Consider the following 17,677-nt stretch of genomic DNA (forward strand, 5'->3'; position numbering starts at 1 on the left):
AAAAGCCTTGCTCAGCAGCTGAATACGAGCACCCGGTCATTGCCACCCAAGTCCTTGTAATGGGCGGATAAATGGTAGCCGGCTTGCTCGAATATCACGGTCACGTCGTGGCGCTGGTCGTGCCCGATTTCGAGCCCGATAAGGCCACCTTCTTCAAGGTGGCGCCCGGCACCCGACGCGATCATCCTGTATGGCTCAAGACCGTCCGGGCCACCGTCGAGCGCGCGGCGCGGATCAAAATTGCGAACCTCGTTCTGCAAATCGTCGATCTCTGAAGTGGATATATAGGGAGGATTTGAGACGATTAAATGGTGGCGGCCCTGAATCTCGGCAAACCAGTTGGATTTTTTTGCCGAAAAGCGTGATGACACGCCAAGAGCTTCGGCGTTGGCCGCGGCGGTCGCCAGTGCATCCTCCGAGACGTCGACGCCGATGGCCTCGGCCTTTGGCTCCTGGGTGACCAGCGCCAGTGCAATCGCGCCTGTGCCGGTGCCGAGATCGAGGATGCGGCAGACACTCTCACGCACAGCGGTCGCATGGACGAAAGGCAACACGGCGTCGACGAGTGTTTCAGTATCGGGGCGCGGTTCGAGCGTCTCGGTGGAGAGACTGAGCCGCATGCCATAGAAATCGCGGTAGCCGAGGATGCGATGCACGGGCTCGCCGGCGATACGGCGATCGAGCGCCGCCTCGATCTCGGCCACCTGCGCCACAGGCCTGTCGGGCGAAGCAATTGCGTCGCTGCGCGTGGTGCCTGAAAAGTGCTCGACGAGCAGCCGCGCGTCGAACGCCGCGTCGGCGATGCCCGCACCGGCAAGGCGCTGGCGCGCGTGGCGCAGAAGTTCGCCGAGCGGACGCTCAGCCATCCGAGCCCATGTCGGCCAGCAGCTTCGACTGGTGATCGGAGATCAGCGCGTCGACGACCTCGTCGAGTTCGCCCATCATCACCCGGTCGAGCTTGTAGAGTGTCAGGTTGATGCGGTGGTCGGTCAGGCGCCCCTGCGGAAAATTATAGGTGCGGATGCGCTCGGAGCGATCGCCGGAACCCACCTGTGACTTGCGCGACGACGAGCGTTCCTCATCGGCACGGCTGCGCTCCAGGTCATAGAGGCGGGCACGCAGGATCTGCATCGCACGCGCACGGTTCTGGTGCTGCGATTTTTCCGCCTGCACCACCATGATGCCGGTGGGCAGATGGGTGATGCGCACCGCCGAGTCGGTGGTGTTGACGTGCTGGCCGCCGGAGCCCGAGGCACGCATGGTGTCGATGCGGATGTCTTCGGCGCGGATATCGATGTCGACCTCCTCCGCCTCCGGCAGCACCGCGACTGTGGCGGCGGAGGTGTGGATGCGGCCGCTGGCCTCGGTTGCCGGCACGCGCTGGACGCGGTGCACGCCCGACTCGAACTTCAGATGCGCGAACACGCCCTTGCCCGAGACACCCGCAATGACTTCCTTGAAGCCGCCGGCATCGCCGTCGCTTGCCGACACGACCTCGAACCGCCAGCCCTTGGAGGCAGCATAGCGTTCGTACATGCGGTAGAGGTCGCCGGCAAAAAGCGCGGCCTCGTCGCCACCGGTACCGGCGCGGATCTCGAGGATGGCGTTCTTGTCGTCCGCAGCATCCTTGGGCAACAGCAGGATCTGGATTTCGCGCTGCAGCGCCTCGATACGCTCCTCGACCTCGGGCTTGTCCATCTCGGCCAGCGCCCGCATCTCGGCGTCGGTACCCTTGTCGGATAGCATCGCATCGAGATCGACGAGCTCCTGCTCGGCGGAGCGCAATTCGCGGATCCTGGCCACGAGGTCCTGGATGTCGGAATATTCGGAGGCGAGCTTGACGTAGACGTCGGGCGCCGGACCGGCGGCCATCTGCGCTTCGAGCATGTCGAAGCGTTTGACGACTTGGTTCATTCTGTCGTGGGGCAGGCTGATCATAATGGTATGGAACGGTCGTCCGCAAAGGCCTGGAGCAGCGCGCGCATCGGCAGGCGGGCGGCAGGACCGGCAAGGTTATCGTCGAGGAAGGCGGTAAGTTCGCCAAGCGGCAGTTCGGTCAGCATCGCCTTGACCGGACCGATGGAAGCAGGCGACATCGAGATAGAGCGGTAGCCGAGGCCAAGCAGCGCCATCGCGGAGATCGGCTTCCCGGCGAGCTCGCCGCACAGGGTCACCGGCGTGTGGTTGCGCAGGCCGGCATCGGCGATCTGCTTCAGCACGCGCAGGAACGGCACCGACAGCGTGTCGAAGCGGTCGGCAAGCTGAGTGTTGCCGCGGTCGGCGGCCATGACGAACTGAAACAGATCGTTTGAGCCGACCGAGACGAAATCGACGGCCTGCATCAGCTCGTCGAGCTGCCACAACAGCGACGGCACCTCGATCATCGCGCCGAGTTTCAGGCTCGTCGGCAAATGGTGCGCGAAGCGGGAGAGGTGGCGGACCTCGCGGTCGATAATCTCGCGCGCCTGGGCGATCTCGCCAAGCTCGGTGACCATCGGCAGCATGACCTTGAGCTCGCGTCCGCCAGCGGCTTTGAGCAGCGCCCGGATCTGGGTACGCAACAGGCCGGGACGGTCGAGCGTGAGGCGGATGGCGCGCCAGCCAAGTGCGGGGTTTTCTTCTTCCTGCGCCGAGCCCTTGAAATAGGGCAGCACCTTGTCGCCGCCAATGTCGATGGTGCGGAAGGTGACGGGACGGCCACGCGCAGTGTCGAGCACGTCGCGGTAGAGCTTCTCCTGCGCTTCGGCGCGCGGGAACGTCGAGGCCACCATGAACTGCAGCTCGGTGCGGAACAGGCCGATGCCGGCAGCCCCCGCCTCGGCGAGCTGCGGCAGGTCGACGGCGAGGCCGGCATTCATCAACAGGTCGACCTTGACGCCGTCCTTTGTTTCGGACGGCTTCTTGCGCAGTTCGCGGTAGAGTTCCTGGCGGCGGGCGCGAAAGCGCACCTTTTCAGCATAGGCTGCTTCGAGATCGGGCTGCGGCCGAAGGTGGACAGCGCCTTCGACACCGTCGACGATGATCGGATCGCCGTTCTCCGACATGGAAACGACGCCCTTCATCTGTCCGGCGACGGGGATGCCCATGGCGCGCGCGACGATGACGACGTGGGACGTCGGCGCACCGTCTTCCAGCACCAGGCCGCGCAAGCGATCCCGCGGATAGTCGAGCAGCTCGGCCGCCCCCATCGAACGCGCAACGATGATGGCGTCCTTGGGCAGGCTCTCGGCGATGGTCTCGGGGCCGCGACCCAGCAGCTGGCGCAAAAGGCGGTTGGCGAGGTCGTCGAAATCGCTCATCCGCTCGCGCAGATAAGGATCGGTCATGTGCATCATGCGCGCGCGCATGTCGCTCTGCACCTTTTCGACCGCAGCTTCCGCCGTCAGGCCGTTGCGGATCGCCTCTTCGAGACGGCGCACCCAGCCACGGTCGTTGGCAAACATCCGGTAGGCTTCGAGAACCTCGCGGTGCTCGCCCTCGAAGGCGACGTCGCGGCGTTCGAGCATGTCGTCGATCGACAAGCGCAGGGAACCGAGCGAATCCTCGAGTCGGCGCAGCTCCTCGTCGCTGTCTTCGTTGAACAGGTTGGTGACGACGATGCGCGGCTCGTGCAGCACGACATGGCCGAGGCCGACACCTTCGTTGAAGGCAATGCCGGTGAAGCTCGCCGGGCGCGACAGATCGAGTTCGAGGCCGGGACGGCTGAGGCGACCAATGTCGCCCGAGGCGATCATCTCGGCAATCACCATGGCGGTGGTTTCGAGCGCCTCGATCTCATCGTCGCGGTAGTGCCGCATGGTCTTGTTCTGGACGACCAGAACGCCGAGCGTGCGCCCTGCCCTGAGCACCGGCACGCCGAGGAACGAATGGTAGATCTCCTCGCCTGTCTCCGGCAGGTAGGCGAAGGCGGGATGTTCCTGGGCGTTGGACAGGTTGAGCGCGCGGGCGCTGGCAGCAATCGTGCCGACCAGACCCTGGCCGAGACGCAACTGCGCCAGGTGGACGGCGTTGGGATTGAGACCGACGGTCGCATAGAGCTCGAGCACCGAGTCGGCGCGGAGCACATAGAGCGAGCAGACTTCGGCCACCATGTTGGCGGCGATATCGCGCACGATCCTGTCGAGCCGTTCCTGTGGCTCGAGGGGCTCCGCCATCAATTCGCGGAGCCGTTTCAGAAGTACGCGCGGCCCGGCGGCCATGTCACGTATCATTCACCGTCTCCATGGTTGGACCCGGCGCGGCACGTGCTTGCCACGCCGGCAACGCGGTGACGCTCGACTCCTAATACTACTGCTTATCCAGACCGTAGACGGAATGCAAAGTCCGAACCGCAAGTTCAGTATAAGGCCCGTCGATAAGGATCGAAATCTTGATCTCGGAGGTGGTGATGGCGCGGATGTTGATGCCCTTCGATGCCAGTGCCTGGAAGGCCGTGGCGGCGACGCCGGCATGGCTGCGCATGCCGATGCCGATGACCGACACCTTGGACATGCCCTCGTCGTGCTGGACGGCATCATAGCCGATGTCGGGGCGGATCTTCTCGAGCACGGCAAGCGCCTTGTTGACGTCGCCCGACGGCACGGTGAAGGTCATGTCGGTGAACTTGCCGTCCTCGGAAATGTTCTGGACGATCATGTCGACATTGATGTTGGCCTCGGCCAATGGGCCGAAGATGCCGCCGGCAACGCCCGGCCGGTCCGCGACACGGCGCAGCGAGACCTGGGCTTCGTCCTTGGCATAGGCAATTCCGGTGACGACCTGCTGTTCCACGATTTCATCCTCGTCACAAATGAGAGTACCAGGCGGGTTGAGGAAATCGCCCATGCCGGGCGCATCGGGATCCTCGAAGGAAGAACGCACAAAGGTACGGACCTTGTGCACCATGGCCAGTTCGACCGAGCGGACCTGCAGCACCTTCGCGCCGAGCGAAGCCATTTCGAGCATTTCTTCAAACGAAATGCGCGACAGGCGACGCGCCTTGGGCTCGATGCGCGGGTCGGTCGTATAGACTCCGTCGACATCGGTGTAGATATCGCAGCGATCGGCCTTGACCGCTGCCGCGATTGCGACAGCCGACGTATCGGACCCGCCACGGCCCAGCGTGGCGATGCGGTTGTCCGGGCCGATGCCCTGGAAACCGGCGACGACAGCAACCTGGCCTTCCTGGAAACGCTTGATCAGGAACGAGCCGTCGATGTCGAGGATGCGGGCGGCACCATGGGCGTTGTCGGTCTTGATCGGAATCTGCCAGCCCTGCCAGGAGCGTGCATTTATCCCCATCGCCTGCAGCGCAAGTGCCAGCAATCCCGACGTCACCTGCTCGCCCGAGGCGACCACAGCGTCATATTCGCGGGCGTCGTAAATGTTGAAATTGGCGCCTTCGGCCTTCGAAGCCTCCTGCACCCAGCCGACCAGCTCGTTGGTCTTGCCCGACATCGCCGAGACGACGACAGCGACTTCGTGGCCGGCGTCGACCTCGCGTTTGACATGACGCGCCACGTTGCGGATTCGGGCGATGTCGGCGACGGATGTCCCGCCGAATTTCATCACGATGCGCGCCATAGAAGCGAAATGCCCTTGCCATATACGCCGGCCCCGACGGGGCCGGAAAATGAATGAAAACACCGATGAATTGCACGGTGTCGAATGCGCGGCCTGCATAGCCAAAACCCACGCATTCCGCAAGGACGCCCGGCCAGACAAATCATCGCGACTTTTTGCCGGCACAGCGCCATGGGTACGGCTCGCGGGGCAGTGCATGGGTGCTCGCGGAAATGTCACCTTGACAATCGGGACGCCAGACACGACTTCCTTGCGCTCGCCCAACTTCCTTGCGCCCGACGGAGACCACAGCAATGCCAGATCCCCGCCCATCGACGATCGATGCCGGAGAAGTCGAGCGGTTCTCGGCGCTCGCAGCCGAATGGTGGAACCCCAACGGCAAGTTCCGTCCGCTGCACAAATTCAACCCCGTCCGCCTCGGCTACATCCGCGACCAGGTCGCCCAGCGTTTTGGCCGCGACACTCACGCCGCAAGGCCCTTCGAGGGCCTGCGCATCCTCGACATCGGCTGTGGCGGCGGCCTGCTGTGCGAGCCGATGGCACGCCTGGGCGCCGAAGTGGTCGGCGCCGACGCCTCCGCCACCAATATCGAGGTAGCCAAGATCCATGCCGCCGAAAGCGGCGTAAAGGTGGATTACCGCGCCACCACGGCCGAGGATCTCGCTGACGCCGGCGAGAAGTTCGACATCATCCTCAACATGGAAGTTGTCGAGCACGTCGCCGACGTGGAGCTGTTCGTCAGCAAGTGCGGCGAGATGGTCAAGCCCGGCGGCATCATGTTCGTCGCCACCATCAACCGCACCTTAAAGGCGCTCGGTCTCGCCATCGTCGGCGCCGAATACGTGCTGCGCTGGCTGCCGCGCGGCACTCACCAGTACGGCAAGCTGGTGCGCCCCGAAGAGCTGGACAAGGCGCTGACGGGCGCCGGCCTTGCCACCATCGATCGCACCGGCGTGATCTACAATCCGCTGGCCGACCGCTGGCAGAAATCCCGCGACATGGACGTCAACTACATGGTGCTGGCGGAAAAGGCGGCCTGAGGCCGCCTCTCCCGTCGGTCCGACATCAGGCGTCGAGCGGCCGGTAGCCGCCGCGCCAGTAGAGCAGCGCCTGACCGGCATCCTGCGTCCTGACCGCCTCGACCGAGCCGATGATGATCGAATGCGTGCCGCGATCAATCATCTCGTCGAGGCTGCAATCGAAAGCGGCGACCGCATCCGACAGCACCGACGCCCCGGTCTTCAGCGTGAGCCAGTCAGCACCTTCGTAGCGTTCATTGCCCTTGATGCCGCCGAAGCCGGAAAAACGCTCGGCGACCTGCTGATGCTGCGGCCCAAGCGAATTGACGGCGAAATGGCCATGCCGCTCGATGACCGACCAGGTCGACGACGACCGGTTGACGCAGGCGATGACCTTGGGTGGCTCGGCCGACAGTGAAACGACCGAAATCACCACCAGTCCTGAGCGGTCATCGCCGACGCCGGCGGTGATGACGCTGACATTGCCGACGATGAGCCGCATGGCGGCGCGGAAATCAGCGCCCCCCACGGGAACGAGAGGAACAGAAATGGGGATCGTCATGACCTCGTCGCCCTTCACGCCGCCGAACGCTTCGCCAGAGGCGGGATGCGTATGCCTCGCGCCTCCAGGATCGGCAGGACGTTGTCACGGAAATAGGGGAATTCCTCGGCGTAATCGACGAACGACAAGGTGGTTCCGCGGAAGCCTGTTTCATGAAGCGCGGTGATGCCATCCGCCACCTGCTCAGGCGTGCCGACAAGCGGGAAGCCGCCATGACCCGCCGCCATGCGGTCGCGGATGAGTGCGAGCAGATCGTGCGGGAAGGACTGTGCATGGGCGAACTGTAGCCGGACGAGATTGTCGACGGCCTCCCAATCGGCGTTCTCCCGGGCCGAATAGTTGAGGAAGTCGAGCGCCTCCCTTTCAGTCGGACGGCAGACGACATGCGAGAAGGTCAGCACATCGACTGCGCGGCTGGCCTGCTTCGACTGCGCCTTCAGCGCGGCGATCTCGTCCTTCGAGCGGGCCAGGTCGATCGCCGGGGTGAACAGGAAGTCGGCGTTCTGGATCGCGAACTTGCGGCCATGATCGGAGCCGGCAGCGTTGAGGATCGGCAGGCGCGCCGAAGGCCTTGGATCGCCAAGAACCTGCTTGAGCTTGAAATAGGTGCCGTCCCAGTCGAAGGCCTCGGCGCGGCTCCACAATGCCCTGACCACGTCGAACCATTCCTGGGCATAGCCATAGCGGGTGACGTGATCGTCGGGCAGCGTCAGGCCAAGCGCTTCATATTCGGGCTTGTTCCAGCCCGCAACGATGTTGAGGCCGACGCGTCCACCGCTGATCTGGTCGATCGTTGCCAGTTGCTTGGCAACGACAACAGGATGGTTGGCGACAGTGTGGATGGTGGCGAAGACCGTGATGTTGCGGGTGTGGGCTAGAAGCGCCGTCGCCCAGGTCATCGTCTCCAGCACGTTGCCGTGGAAATTGGTCTCGCCGCCATAACCGATCCAGCGGGCGATCGGCAGCATGAAGTCGATGCCGGCGTCGTCGAGAAGCTTGCCGAGGCGCAGATTGTTGCCCCAGGAATTGTCCCAGCGATCCGGTATCTTGGTGACGGTCATGCCGCTGGAACAGTTGGACGCAAAGGTGCCGAGAAAGAAGGGTTGCACTGCGGATGCAGTGGCGCCGAGCATGCTCATGTTTGGGTCTCCTCCCCATAACATGAACTTTATAATAGAAAGTCTATCATAAATTCATGTAGACGCAATGTGCCACGGCAAGGCATGGTCCGAAGGTTCAGGAGGGCGAAGAATGAGCAAGGAAAACAAACCTGTACCGGGCTCCGAACTGCTTGATCGCGGCTGGCATCTCGCCCGGACGCCGCTCGAAATCGACGTCACCGAAGTGGAATATGCGTTGATGCGCTCCTACGAAGCGTTCGGACGCTGGCAGGCGGAATGCCTCGCCACGGTGATCGAATTTTCGGCGACGGGTGCAGAGAACGCCTTGCTGCACGTCATCCGAATGAACGATCGGCCAAAGACCATCCATGACCTCGCCCACATGACCAATCGCGAGGACATTCCCAACATCCAGTACAGCCTGCGCAAGCTGATCAAGGGCGGTTTCGTCAAGCGCACCGGCAGCGGCAGGACCGGCGTGACCTATGAGGTGACGCCGCTCGGCCATCGCGTCACAGAGCGCTACGCCGACATCCGCTCGGTGTTGCTCATCGATGCTGTGACCCGCGTGCCCGACCTGGCCGCCAAGCTGGCCGACGCAGCACACACGCTGGAATTGGTGACAGGCATCTACGAACAGGCTGCTCGCGCCGCCGCCACCCACCGCCGCCGCCATCCGCAGCTCGATCCCGAGGCTAATGGCTACTGAGAGCGTCCTCGGCTGCGATTTGGTCGCGACGCGCCCCTGCGCAACTTGCGCTGCTCGCGGCGATCCTCGACATTAAGGGCAGACAATTACGGGTTCGAACACCATGACACCTGAAGATGTCAGACGCATCGCCCTGCAACTGCCGGGGGCAAGCGAGAAATCGCATTTCGGCAAGCCGGACTTCCGTGTCCGCGACCGCGTCTTCGCCACCTTGCCCGAGGACGGCGACGCGGTGATCAAGCTTTCGCGCGACCAGCAGGAGATGATGTGCGGAGCCGAAGCGGCGGTCTTTTGTCCCGTCGACGGCGGCTGGGGCAAGCAGGGCTGGACGCGGGTGACACTGGCAGCCGCAGACGAACACACGTTGCGCAGCGCACTGGTGACCGCCTGGCGCAACATTGCACCAGCGACCCTGCGCAAGGCGTTCGACCTGGCGGGTGGGTGATGTGGCCGCGTCCGCCACGGCCCGGCGGGACTTTTCTTTCGACCATTTCCATGCGAGCCTGATCGCAAGGACACCGCTCCTCACCAGGCATGCGCATCGCCGCCCCTGCCGTCGATATCAGGAGCATGCGATGAACCCATCCCCCATTGATGCGATCACTTTCGGCCGGGCAGCGCCGGGCCTTGCCGTCCGCGACATCCATGCGGCATACCTCTTCTACTCCGAGGTCCTCGGCCTGCAGAAAGTGTTCGAAAACGGCAGCCCCGTCGGCTTCATGGTGCTGAAGAAGGACGCCGCCGAGATCCATCTCAGCCAGAGCAAGGAGCACCGGCCCTCGACCGTCAATGCGTTCCACATGTTCGTCGACGACATCGACGCGCTTTATGCGATCTGCGAGGCGGCGGGCGTCCGCATCATCAAGTCATTGAAAGACAAGGATTACGGCCTGCGAGCCTTCGTGTTCGCCGACCCCGACGGCAACCGGATCGACGTCGGCGAGCGGATCTGAGTTAGCCCCGCTTGTGTGGGGCGCTACTCCGGCAGCATGCAAGCCCCTGATTTCCAGTCATATTCCGGCCGGACTCAGCGAGTACCGGCCGATTTTCTTCGTCGACGGCGATGCAGCCAACTGCTAGTCGAGACGAAGAAACCGGCTAACCAGCCAGGCATTCCAAGTCGCAGAAAAATCGCGCGAAAATCTTCGCCACGGCGCCGAGCGAACCCGTCGTTGCTCAAGTCAGGCAAGGAATGGAGGATGGCCTCCGCATCGTGATTGTCGATTCCGCCTGGGATCTTGGCGGCAAACGCCAGCTCTCGTCGCAGGCAGATATGTTCGACGCGTTCCCGGATGGCTTCCTCGTAACCGAAACCCATCCGATACAAGCGCGCGTGGGTTGCTTCGTGCACGATGGCCGAGGCGATCAGTTCGGGCGTTGCCGTTTCCACGAACGGCTCGTCCAGGTCGCAGGTCCAGTCTGAACGCCGGAAGCGTGCAACGCTGCCGGGAACAACTGACACCCAAATCCGCTCCAGATCTTGAACAAGATGCCTGTAGCGTATGGGATCGTGGTCGCCGATCAGGCGTAAAGCGCTTTCAATGCGATCGATGTTGACGGGCTCGAACGCGACGACAAGCACACCGTCGATACGACGGACATGATGGAGCTTATGTTGCAACCATCGCACCAGCCGAAGGGCGGTGCCCGGACGCAAGTACGCGGGCTTACAGGCAGCCGGTGAGCGTCGAGGTTTCCCCGTTTCCCTCGCGCCTTCGACCATGAAAGTCAGTTCCGGTCTTCGGGGAACACCGGAAGCGGCATGAATTCGATGCCGTCTTCGGCAAGACCCTTGGCCTCGTCGAGGGTGGCGGCGCCGTAGATGCCACGGGCTTCGGTCTCGCCAAAATGGATCTTGCGCGCCTCCTCGGCGAACTTGTCGCCGACATTCTCGGCGTTCTCGCGAACCTTCTGGGACAGGTCCTTGAGAGCAGCCATCATCTTGCGCTGCTCTTCGCCCATGGCCAGCGCCACCTTTTCCTGCTTGCGCGAGGTCGAGACGGCCGGCGCCATCAGCGCCTTTTCGACCTTTTGCGAGCCACATTCCGGACAGGAGACGAAACCCCGCTTGCGCTGGGTTTCGAAGTCGTCGTTGCTGCGGAACCAGCCCTCGAAGTCGTGCGCGTGGTCGCAATGCAGCGAAAAGCGGATCAAGATGCGGCTCCCCGGAGCGCTCCCTGGCCCGCGCGGAGCGCGACGCCGAATTCGCGAGCGTTCTTGAGATTGGGGATCTTCTTGCGTGCGTCGGCCGAATGCTGGGTGTCGATCTCGGCGATGATGACGCCCGGCTCGTCGTGGTCGGCTTCGGCCAGGATGCGGCCCCACGGATCGATGATCAGCGAATGGCCGAAGGTCTCCCGGCCGTCCTCATGCTTGCCGCCCTGGGCGGAGGCGATGACGAAGGCGCCGTTTTCGATGGCGCGCGCCCGCAGCAGCGGATGCCAATGGGCAAGGCCCGTCTGGCGCGTGAAGGCGGCGGGAACGGTGAGCAACTCGGCACCGGCCAGCGCCTCGGCGCGGAAAAGTTGCGGGAAACGCAGGTCGTAGCAGATGGCAAAGCCGATCTTTGCCAGCGACGTGTCGGCAACGATGGCTTCGGTGCCCGGCTCATAGGCCGAGGATTCGCGCCAGCTTTCACCATTGTCGAGGTCGACGTCGAACATGTGGATCTTGTCGTAGGAGGCGAGCGTTGAGCCGTCGGGGCCGAACAGGAAGGCGCGGTTGGCGAGTTTGCCATCGGCGCGCACGATCGCGGTCGAGCCGACATGCAGATGGATGCCAAGCTCGGCTGCAAGTTTGCGGCCCAAGGCGACGATCAGGTCGCGGTCCTCGGAGGTGAAAGCCGCGGCGCGCGCATCCTTGTCGCCGACGATGGCGCCGGTCATTTCGGGCGTCTGCACATAAGTGGCGCCGAGACCGGCAGCCTCGCGCACCAAAGCCTCGAAATCGCGCGCATTACGCTCCGGCTCCTTGCCCGAACGCATCTGCACCGCTGCCGCCTTGAAAATCGCCATTGTCCGTCCTCAGGTCTATGCGCCGGCGGCAAGAAGTTGGTCGAGCCTGCCTTGCGCGTCGAGGTCATGCAGGTCGTCGCAACCGCCGACATGGGTGTTGCCGATAAAAATCTGCGGGAAGGTCGCGCGGCCATTGGCGCGCGTGATCATTTCCTGCCGAAGCTCGGGCGAGAAGCTAGCGTCATGCTCGGTGAATGCAACGCCCTTGCGCTCGAGAAGGCGCTTGGCCGCAGTACAGTAGCCACACATCATGCGCGTATAGATAGTCACATCGACCATGACGAAAATCCGTTGTCCTTGGTCGACTATATAGTGTCCGTATCGTCGGGCCGGAAGTCCCCTGGCAAAACCCTGGCGAAAGTCAGCACGTCGACGGCGCCGGCGCCGCCTTTCCTGAGCGCACGTGTCACCGCCGCGACAGTGGCGCCTGTCGTGTAGACGTCGTCGACCACCAGCACCCGCCTGCCTCTGACGTCGATCTCGGCTTCGGGCGGGACCAGGAAGGCCGCACGCACATTGTCCTCTCGCTCGCGCTGGCCAAGGCCGATCTGCTGGCGCGTGCGCTTGGTGCGGCGCACCGCCATCGGCGCAAACGGCAGGCCGGAGAGCGACGCTATGGCACGGGCGAGTTCCGCCGACTGGTTGTACTGGCGCCAGAAGAAACGCCGCCAGTGCAAGGGCACGGGCACGACGACCTCAGCATCGGCAACGAGCTCGGCGCCCGCTCGCAGCATCCAGCGCGCCATCCACGGCGCGAGGTCGGTGCGGTCGTGGAACTTGAGGCCCTGGACCATGCGCCGGGCGATGCCGGTATAGGCGACGGCGGCGCGGGCCCTGCTAAAGGGCGGCGGGTTGGCGATCGCCTCGGCGGACAGGAAGCCGGTGCCGAAATCATGGCTGAACGGCGTGCCCATCACCTCGCACCAGGGCTTTTCGAGGAAGCGCAATTGCGGCCAGCAGGCACCGCACAAGGCACCGGGTTGCGTGACCTGGCGGCGGCAACCGGCGCAGACAGGCGGGAACAGCATCCGCGCCGGCCAAGCGGCAACTGACAATGCGAGGCTCTTGATCTCAGGCATAGGATCGGCCACGACAGGTTCGGGTCGGGCGACCATAGCAGAAACCCGGCAAACAAGGACATCTCGACGTGCAAGCCATTTTCGACGCCAGCCTCGTGATCGCGCACCGGCGCCGAGCCCTGGCGCAAGCTACACCAGGCGCCGACTTCCTGATGGCCCGCGCGGCTGAAGACCTCGGCGAACGTCTCTCGACGGTCGAGCGCAAGTTCACGCGCGGCGCAGCGATCTTCTCGGTCAGCCCGGCGGCAACCGCGGTTCTGGCTGCCAGCGGCAAGGTCGACGAATTGCTTCGCGTCGAAGCCGACAGGGCCTTTCTCGGCGGCGGACCGGGCGTCGTGTCGGATCCCGAGACGATCGCGCTGGATCCGGCGAGCATCGACATCGCCGTATCGCTTCTGGCGCTGCAGGAAGCCAACGACATCCCCGGCCAGCTGATCCAGATCCGCCGCGCACTGAAGCCGGACGGGCTGTTCCTCGGCGTGCTTGCTGGTGCCGGCACGCTCGTCGAACTGCGCGAAAGCCTGCTCGCCGCCGAGACGGAGCTTTCGGGCGGCGCCAGCCCGCGCGTTATCCCCTTCACCGACGTACGCGATGCCGGCGGGCTGCTGCAGCGGGCGGGCTTTGCCTTGCCGGTCGCCGATGTCGAGACGGTGACGGTGCGCTACGACACGATGTTCGGGCTGATGCAGGACCTGCGCGCGATGGGGGCGACCAGCGCGCTTGCCGACCGGTCACGGAGACCTGCGACACGCCGGCTGTTCCAGCGCGCGGCCGAGATCTACGCCGAGCGATTCTCCGATCCTGATGGACGGGTGCGGGCGAGCTTTTCGTTCGTCTGGTTGTCAGGCTGGGCGCCTGATGCCTCGCAGCAGAAGCCGCTCAAGCCGGGTTCGGCGCAGGTGTCGCTGACAAAGGTGCTTGGCGAGGACGGCAAGCAATAGCGGTTACAATTCCATGAAAAATGTACGGCGGCTTTCCGTCCGGAATCGAGTAAAAACAAAGAGATAGAGGGATATCGCAAATCGAAGAAAAGCGGAAAACCTCTAGTGCACTAAGCGGAAAACCTCTAGTGCACGGCGACCTTGGTGCCGATGTTTTCCCAGTAGAGCTGAAGGGCTGTGCCGAACTGGCCCAGGCCGCCGATGATCCCCAGGGCGATGAGCGTCGCGATCAGGCTGTATTCGATCGCCGTAGCGCCTCTTTCGTTCCTGAGAAATCGCCTGATCATCGGTCGCGTCCACCCGTCATTGTTGACCGACCATAACGCCGACGTCTTAAGAAAGGTTAACGGTGCACGCTTAACAGGCGGTGAAGCGATAAGCGGGTATCGTCAGCAGTCGCCGGTATGCTCGCCGTGCGGATGAATGACACACACCGACTGCGGCGTTTCCTGCAGCACCGAACGGCGTAGCGTGTAGGTGTTGGTGCGGCGGACCGATCCTGTGGCGGTGTAGTCGAGCCCGTCAAGGCGCAACTGGCCGAGGATTGGACGCGCCCTGTCTTCCAGGAACGGCGTGGCGAACAGGGTCAGGGCTATCGCGATCAGGCCGAACAGCAGCGAGACGCGCAGGATGCCGGCCCGCGCCCTCGCAGTCGGGGACGATCGCTCTGGGCGGATGAGGTCCCACTCGTTGTCAGCTTGCATTGGCAACGTCCCTCGCGAAAAGCCGTGTCGATGCGCAGCCGAGGCGGGCGGCGGCCATTCAATTTTTCACGATTGGATAAACTTTGGCTTAACGCTGGCAGACATGCCCATCAAAGCAGGTCGATGAGGAACGGGATCAGCGGCTCGTCGGCAGGCGGCATGGGGTAGTCGCGCATCTGCTTGGGCCGCACCCATTTAAGGGTCTGGCCTTCCTTCGGCTCCGGAATGCCCCAGAAGCGGCGGCAGACATAGAGCGGCATCAGCAGATGAAAGTCGTCATAGGTGTGGCTGGCGAAGGTCAGCGGTGCCAAGCACGCCGTCTTGGTCTCGATGCCGATCTCCTCGCGCAGCTCGCGAATGAGGGTTTCTTCCGGCGTTTCGCCCTGCTCGACCTTGCCGCCGGGGAATTCCCACAGGCCGGCAAGCGACTTGCCTTCGGGACGCTGGGCCAGAAGCACGCGACCATCGGCGTCGACGAGCGCGCAGGCAGCCACCAGAAGCAGGCGTTTTCCCTGATGGGTCAAGTCAGGCCTCCGGCGGGCGGCGGTAGTGGTAGCGATAGACTTCCTTGAAGCCCATTTTCTCGTACAGGCGGATGGCGCCCGCATTGTCAGCCTCGACCTGCAGCCACGCCTGGCGCGCGCCACGCAGGCGTGCCCATTTCAGCGCCGACAGGATCAGCCTGCGGCCAAAACCCTTGCCGCGTTCGGCCTCGGTGGTGGCGATCTCGAACAGGCCGGCAAGGTCGGTGTCGTGGACGCAGATCGCCGCCGTCACCGGCTGCTCGTCCTGCTCGAGCACGAACATGCCGGCTTCCGGCTGAATGGCGCCGATGATCTCGGACAGGCCGGGCCTGAGCGATGCGTCTAGCCCGTGCACCACCATGGAAGCGCTGACGAAGCGGCCGATGTCCTTGAGCGGGATCTGGTCCATCGCATGCTCGACGACGCCGTCGTCGAGCGACAGCCGCATCACCATCGATTCCGAAAACGTGCTCCAGCCCTCGCGGTCGAGATGGGCGGCGATCGCCGGCCCCGACAAGGGCGACATGCGAAAGGTGAGCGGCCGGCCATAGGCCTCGAAGCGGCGGCTGGCGCGGGCGATGCGGTCGGGAATGTTGCGGATGTCGGCCGGATCGAGCGGATTGACCGAGTTGAGCCGCTTGGCCGGATGGCCCGCCGTCAGGCGAACCAGCCAAGTGCCGTCGTAATGAACGGCCGCCGCCGGCCAGGCGCGAAAACCCGCCGCCTCGTAGCGGCGGACGATCGCAAGTTCGTGCGACGGGCGGTTCTGGTTCACGTCAGCTCCGGTAGTCGCCGTTGATGGCTACATATTCCTTGGTCAAGTCGCAGGTCCACACCGTCGCCTTGCCACGGCCAAGGCCGATGTCGGCGCGGATGACGATGTTGTCGCCCTTCATATAGGCCGAGGTCGCCGCCTCCGAATAGCCCGGATCGCGCTCGCCATTGTGGGCGAGGCGATTGTCGCCGAACCAGATCGACAGGAGATCGCGGTCGGCCGGTTCGCCGGCCTTGCCGACGGCCATGACGACGCGGCCCCAGTTGGCGTCCTCGCCGGCAACCGCAGTCTTGACCAGCGGCGAGTTGGCGATCGACAGCGCGATGCGCTTGGCCGAACGCGCCGACTTGGCACCGGTGACGGTGACCTCGACCTGCTTGCGCGCGCCTTCACCGTCACGCACGACCTGGAGCGCCAGCGTCTTCAGCATCTTGTTGAGCGCGCGGCGGAAGGAACCGAGGCGCGCATCCTTGGGGTCGGAAATGGCAGGCGCGCCACGGTTGGCAGCAGCCCCGGTGGCAAAAAGCATCAGCGTGTCGGAGGTCGAGGTATCGCTGTCGACCGTCACGGCATTGAAGGTCTTGGTGGTGCCGCGCGACAGCATGTCCTGCAGCACGTCGGCCGCAATGGGTGCATCCGTTGCAACGAAGGACAGCATCGTCGCCATGTCAGGCGCGATCATGCCCGCGCCCTTGGCGATGCCGTTGATGGTGACGTCGGTATCGCCGAGCTTGACGGTCGCAGTGACCACCTTGGGATAGGTGTCGGTGGTCATGATCGCCTTGGCTGCTTCGGTCCACTGGTCGGGCCGGGCATCCTTGACCATGCCCGACAGCAGGTGGCTGAACTTGCCTGCGTCGAGCGGCTCGCCGATGACACCGGTGGAAGCCAGGAAGACTTCGCTCGACTTGCAGCCGGCTGCCTTGGACGCCGCCTCACCGGTCAACGTCGTGGTCTCGCGGCCCTTCTTGCCGGTGAAGGCATTGGCGTTGCCGGAATTGACGACAAGGATGCGTGCCTTGCCGCCCGTGAGGTTCTGGCGACAGAAATCGACCGGAGCCGAGGGGCATTTCGAGCGCGTGAACACGCCGGCAGCCGCCGTGCCCTCATCGAACACCATCGCCAGCACGTCGGTGCGGCCCTTGTATTTGATCCCGGCTTCGGCGGTGGCGATGCGCACGCCCTCGATGGCAGGCATCTTAGGGTACTTTTTGGGGGCGAGCGGGGAAACGGCAGTCGACATGAAGGAACCTCTGCGGGCTCGGGAAACGGTTGAAGTTGGCACCGTTTGCCCGATAGCGCGAGGCTTCGCAAGGCGTTTTCACCTCACGAAGATGTGGGCCAGCCTCAGCTGACGACCGGATTGAGGAAACCGCGGAAGACGCGCTGGACGGCCGGGATCAGGCCCCAGATCATCGCAGAGACCATCAGCGGTGCAATCAGCAGCGTGCGCTGCCAGATCGTCCAGCCGTCGGTCAGCGGCATGATGACGTAGAGCAATGCGGTGATCAGCGGGTAGACGCCGATCAGGACCATGAGGGCGAAACGCGGACGGGAAAAGCGGGTTTGGGAGGCAGTCACCTTCAACTCCATCGGAACGAAACGTTTCGTTATATAAAACGGGCCGTTTCGTTTCGTCAAGAGGTGGTGTAGAGATAATCCAGCAA

General features: G+C 63.8%; 22 protein-coding genes. 5 read left to right on the forward strand and 17 right to left on the reverse strand.

Features of this window, described 5'->3' with window-relative positions:
* Positions 1–11: 11 nt before the first annotated feature.
* The 4 genes from prmC to Amn_RS23155 form a co-directional block, all read right to left on the reverse strand.
* A complete protein-coding gene (gene prmC, locus Amn_RS23140) occupies positions 12–866 on the reverse strand; it encodes a peptide chain release factor N(5)-glutamine methyltransferase (RefSeq protein WP_067957801.1) in 855 nt (284 codons plus the stop codon).
* Positions 859–1,938 (reverse strand): peptide chain release factor 1, encoded by a 1,080-nt coding sequence (gene prfA / locus Amn_RS23145; protein ID WP_154386163.1) that lies wholly within the window; start codon positions 1,936–1,938, stop codon positions 859–861. Before prfA ends, prmC begins: the two co-directional genes overlap by 8 nt.
* Complete coding sequence (gene ptsP, locus Amn_RS23150; RefSeq protein ID WP_154386162.1) at positions 1,935–4,211, reverse strand: phosphoenolpyruvate--protein phosphotransferase; 2,277 nt, start codon at positions 4,209–4,211, stop codon at positions 1,935–1,937. Before ptsP ends, prfA begins: the two co-directional genes overlap by 4 nt.
* A 76-nt stretch (positions 4,212–4,287) precedes the next feature.
* A complete protein-coding gene (locus Amn_RS23155) occupies positions 4,288–5,562 on the reverse strand; it encodes an aspartate kinase (RefSeq protein ID WP_067957796.1) in 1,275 nt (424 codons plus the stop codon).
* A gap of 293 nt (positions 5,563–5,855) precedes the next feature.
* Between Amn_RS23155 and ubiG the strand changes: the two genes are divergently transcribed.
* The gene (gene ubiG / locus Amn_RS23160) at positions 5,856–6,602 is read left to right on the forward strand and encodes a bifunctional 2-polyprenyl-6-hydroxyphenol methylase/3-demethylubiquinol 3-O-methyltransferase UbiG (RefSeq protein ID WP_067957794.1); all 747 of its coding nucleotides are present in this window, start codon (positions 5,856–5,858) and stop codon (positions 6,600–6,602) included.
* Between the two features lie 25 nt (positions 6,603–6,627).
* On the opposite strand, the gene Amn_RS23165 is transcribed toward ubiG, so the two are convergent.
* Positions 6,628–7,143, reverse strand: coding sequence for a flavin reductase family protein (locus tag Amn_RS23165; protein ID WP_067966147.1), 516 nt, complete (start codon positions 7,141–7,143; stop codon positions 6,628–6,630).
* Positions 7,144–7,157: 14 nt separating this feature from the next.
* Positions 7,158–8,282, reverse strand: coding sequence for an LLM class flavin-dependent oxidoreductase (locus tag Amn_RS23170; protein ID WP_154386160.1), 1,125 nt, complete (start codon positions 8,280–8,282; stop codon positions 7,158–7,160).
* Positions 8,283–8,394: 112 nt separating this feature from the next.
* On the opposite strand from Amn_RS23170, the gene Amn_RS23175 reads away from it, so the two are divergent.
* The 3 genes from Amn_RS23175 (at position 8,395) to Amn_RS23185 (ending at position 9,926) form a co-directional block, all read left to right on the forward strand.
* Entirely contained in the window at positions 8,395–8,973 is a 579-nt protein-coding gene (locus Amn_RS23175; RefSeq protein ID WP_286292261.1) for a winged helix DNA-binding protein, read from the forward strand.
* A gap of 103 nt (positions 8,974–9,076) precedes the next feature.
* On the forward strand, positions 9,077–9,418 hold the full coding sequence (locus tag Amn_RS23180; RefSeq protein ID WP_286292263.1) for an MmcQ/YjbR family DNA-binding protein: 342 nt from the start codon (positions 9,077–9,079) through the stop codon (positions 9,416–9,418).
* A gap of 130 nt (positions 9,419–9,548) precedes the next feature.
* Positions 9,549–9,926: a VOC family protein gene (locus Amn_RS23185; RefSeq protein ID WP_286298140.1), complete on the forward strand. Its 378-nt coding sequence runs from the start codon at positions 9,549–9,551 to the stop codon at positions 9,924–9,926.
* A gap of 74 nt (positions 9,927–10,000) precedes the next feature.
* Here the strand turns inward: Amn_RS23185 and Amn_RS23190 are convergent, their stop codons facing one another.
* The 5 genes from Amn_RS23190 to Amn_RS23210 form a co-directional block, all read right to left on the reverse strand.
* Positions 10,001–10,594, reverse strand: a complete 594-nt coding sequence (locus Amn_RS23190; RefSeq protein ID WP_286292267.1) for an endonuclease V — start codon at positions 10,592–10,594, stop codon at positions 10,001–10,003.
* A gap of 107 nt (positions 10,595–10,701) precedes the next feature.
* Positions 10,702–11,127 (reverse strand): DUF1178 family protein, encoded by a 426-nt coding sequence (locus Amn_RS23195; RefSeq protein ID WP_286292270.1) that lies wholly within the window; start codon positions 11,125–11,127, stop codon positions 10,702–10,704.
* The gene (locus tag Amn_RS23200) at positions 11,124–11,987 is read right to left on the reverse strand and encodes a carbon-nitrogen hydrolase family protein (protein WP_286292274.1); all 864 of its coding nucleotides are present in this window, start codon (positions 11,985–11,987) and stop codon (positions 11,124–11,126) included. The genes Amn_RS23195 and Amn_RS23200 overlap by 4 nt, the downstream gene beginning before the upstream one ends.
* A 15-nt stretch (positions 11,988–12,002) precedes the next feature.
* Positions 12,003–12,266, reverse strand: a complete 264-nt coding sequence (gene grxC / locus Amn_RS23205) for a glutaredoxin 3 (protein WP_067957776.1) — start codon at positions 12,264–12,266, stop codon at positions 12,003–12,005.
* Between the two features lie 26 nt (positions 12,267–12,292).
* Positions 12,293–13,078 (reverse strand): ComF family protein, encoded by a 786-nt coding sequence (locus Amn_RS23210; protein ID WP_067966144.1) that lies wholly within the window; start codon positions 13,076–13,078, stop codon positions 12,293–12,295.
* Between the two features lie 56 nt (positions 13,079–13,134).
* Between Amn_RS23210 and Amn_RS23215 the strand changes: the two genes are divergently transcribed.
* Positions 13,135–14,007, forward strand: coding sequence for a methyltransferase domain-containing protein (locus tag Amn_RS23215; protein ID WP_182575195.1), 873 nt, complete (start codon positions 13,135–13,137; stop codon positions 14,005–14,007).
* Between the two features lie 125 nt (positions 14,008–14,132).
* On the opposite strand, the gene Amn_RS23220 is transcribed toward Amn_RS23215, so the two are convergent.
* From Amn_RS23220 to Amn_RS23245, 6 genes are all read right to left on the reverse strand, one after another.
* Complete coding sequence (locus Amn_RS23220) at positions 14,133–14,294, reverse strand: Flp family type IVb pilin (protein WP_083948485.1); 162 nt, start codon at positions 14,292–14,294, stop codon at positions 14,133–14,135.
* A gap of 102 nt (positions 14,295–14,396) precedes the next feature.
* Positions 14,397–14,711 carry a hypothetical protein gene (locus tag Amn_RS23225; protein WP_286292281.1) on the reverse strand — a complete coding sequence of 105 codons (315 nt, stop codon included), beginning with the start codon at positions 14,709–14,711 and terminating at the stop codon, positions 14,397–14,399.
* A 110-nt stretch (positions 14,712–14,821) separates the two neighbouring features.
* The gene (locus Amn_RS23230) at positions 14,822–15,235 is read right to left on the reverse strand and encodes a (deoxy)nucleoside triphosphate pyrophosphohydrolase (protein ID WP_154386154.1); all 414 of its coding nucleotides are present in this window, start codon (positions 15,233–15,235) and stop codon (positions 14,822–14,824) included.
* Position 15,236: 1 nt separating this feature from the next.
* The gene (locus tag Amn_RS23235; RefSeq protein WP_286292284.1) at positions 15,237–16,010 is read right to left on the reverse strand and encodes a GNAT family N-acetyltransferase; all 774 of its coding nucleotides are present in this window, start codon (positions 16,008–16,010) and stop codon (positions 15,237–15,239) included.
* A gap of 1 nt (position 16,011) precedes the next feature.
* A complete protein-coding gene (argJ, locus tag Amn_RS23240) occupies positions 16,012–17,253 on the reverse strand; it encodes a bifunctional glutamate N-acetyltransferase/amino-acid acetyltransferase ArgJ (RefSeq protein WP_286292286.1) in 1,242 nt (413 codons plus the stop codon).
* Between the two features lie 104 nt (positions 17,254–17,357).
* Complete coding sequence (locus Amn_RS23245) at positions 17,358–17,591, reverse strand: putative antibiotic biosynthesis monooxygenase (protein ID WP_286292288.1); 234 nt, start codon at positions 17,589–17,591, stop codon at positions 17,358–17,360.
* Positions 17,592–17,677: the final 86 nt, after the last annotated feature.

Origin of the sequence: Aminobacter sp. Y103A, from assembly GCF_030294925.1 — a bacterium.
Taxonomy (GTDB): Bacteria; Pseudomonadota; Alphaproteobacteria; order Rhizobiales; family Rhizobiaceae; genus Aminobacter; species Aminobacter ciceronei.

Excerpts from the sequence above, each read along its gene's own strand:
- prmC (WP_067957801.1), bottom strand. The coding sequence starts at position 866 with ATGGCTGAGCGTCCGCTCGGCGAACTTCTGCGCCACGCGCGCCAGCGC.
- prfA (WP_154386163.1), bottom strand. The coding sequence starts at position 1,938 with ATGATCAGCCTGCCCCACGACAGAATGAACCAAGTCGTCAAACGCTTC.
- ptsP (WP_154386162.1), bottom strand. The coding sequence starts at position 4,211 with ATGATACGTGACATGGCCGCCGGGCCGCGCGTACTTCTGAAACGGCTC.
- Amn_RS23155 (WP_067957796.1), bottom strand. The coding sequence starts at position 5,562 with ATGGCGCGCATCGTGATGAAATTCGGCGGGACATCCGTCGCCGACATC.
- ubiG (WP_067957794.1), top strand. The coding sequence starts at position 5,856 with ATGCCAGATCCCCGCCCATCGACGATCGATGCCGGAGAAGTCGAGCGG.
- Amn_RS23165 (WP_067966147.1), bottom strand. The coding sequence starts at position 7,143 with ATGACGATCCCCATTTCTGTTCCTCTCGTTCCCGTGGGGGGCGCTGAT.
- Amn_RS23170 (WP_154386160.1), bottom strand. The coding sequence starts at position 8,282 with ATGAGCATGCTCGGCGCCACTGCATCCGCAGTGCAACCCTTCTTTCTC.
- Amn_RS23175 (WP_286292261.1), top strand. The coding sequence starts at position 8,395 with ATGAGCAAGGAAAACAAACCTGTACCGGGCTCCGAACTGCTTGATCGC.
- Amn_RS23180 (WP_286292263.1), top strand. The coding sequence starts at position 9,077 with ATGACACCTGAAGATGTCAGACGCATCGCCCTGCAACTGCCGGGGGCA.
- Amn_RS23185 (WP_286298140.1), top strand. The coding sequence starts at position 9,549 with ATGAACCCATCCCCCATTGATGCGATCACTTTCGGCCGGGCAGCGCCG.
- Amn_RS23200 (WP_286292274.1), bottom strand. The coding sequence starts at position 11,987 with ATGGCGATTTTCAAGGCGGCAGCGGTGCAGATGCGTTCGGGCAAGGAG.
- grxC (WP_067957776.1), bottom strand. The coding sequence starts at position 12,266 with ATGGTCGATGTGACTATCTATACGCGCATGATGTGTGGCTACTGTACT.
- Amn_RS23220 (WP_083948485.1), bottom strand. The coding sequence starts at position 14,294 with ATGATCAGGCGATTTCTCAGGAACGAAAGAGGCGCTACGGCGATCGAA.
- Amn_RS23225 (WP_286292281.1), bottom strand. The coding sequence starts at position 14,711 with ATGCAAGCTGACAACGAGTGGGACCTCATCCGCCCAGAGCGATCGTCC.
- argJ (WP_286292286.1), bottom strand. The coding sequence starts at position 17,253 with ATGTCGACTGCCGTTTCCCCGCTCGCCCCCAAAAAGTACCCTAAGATG.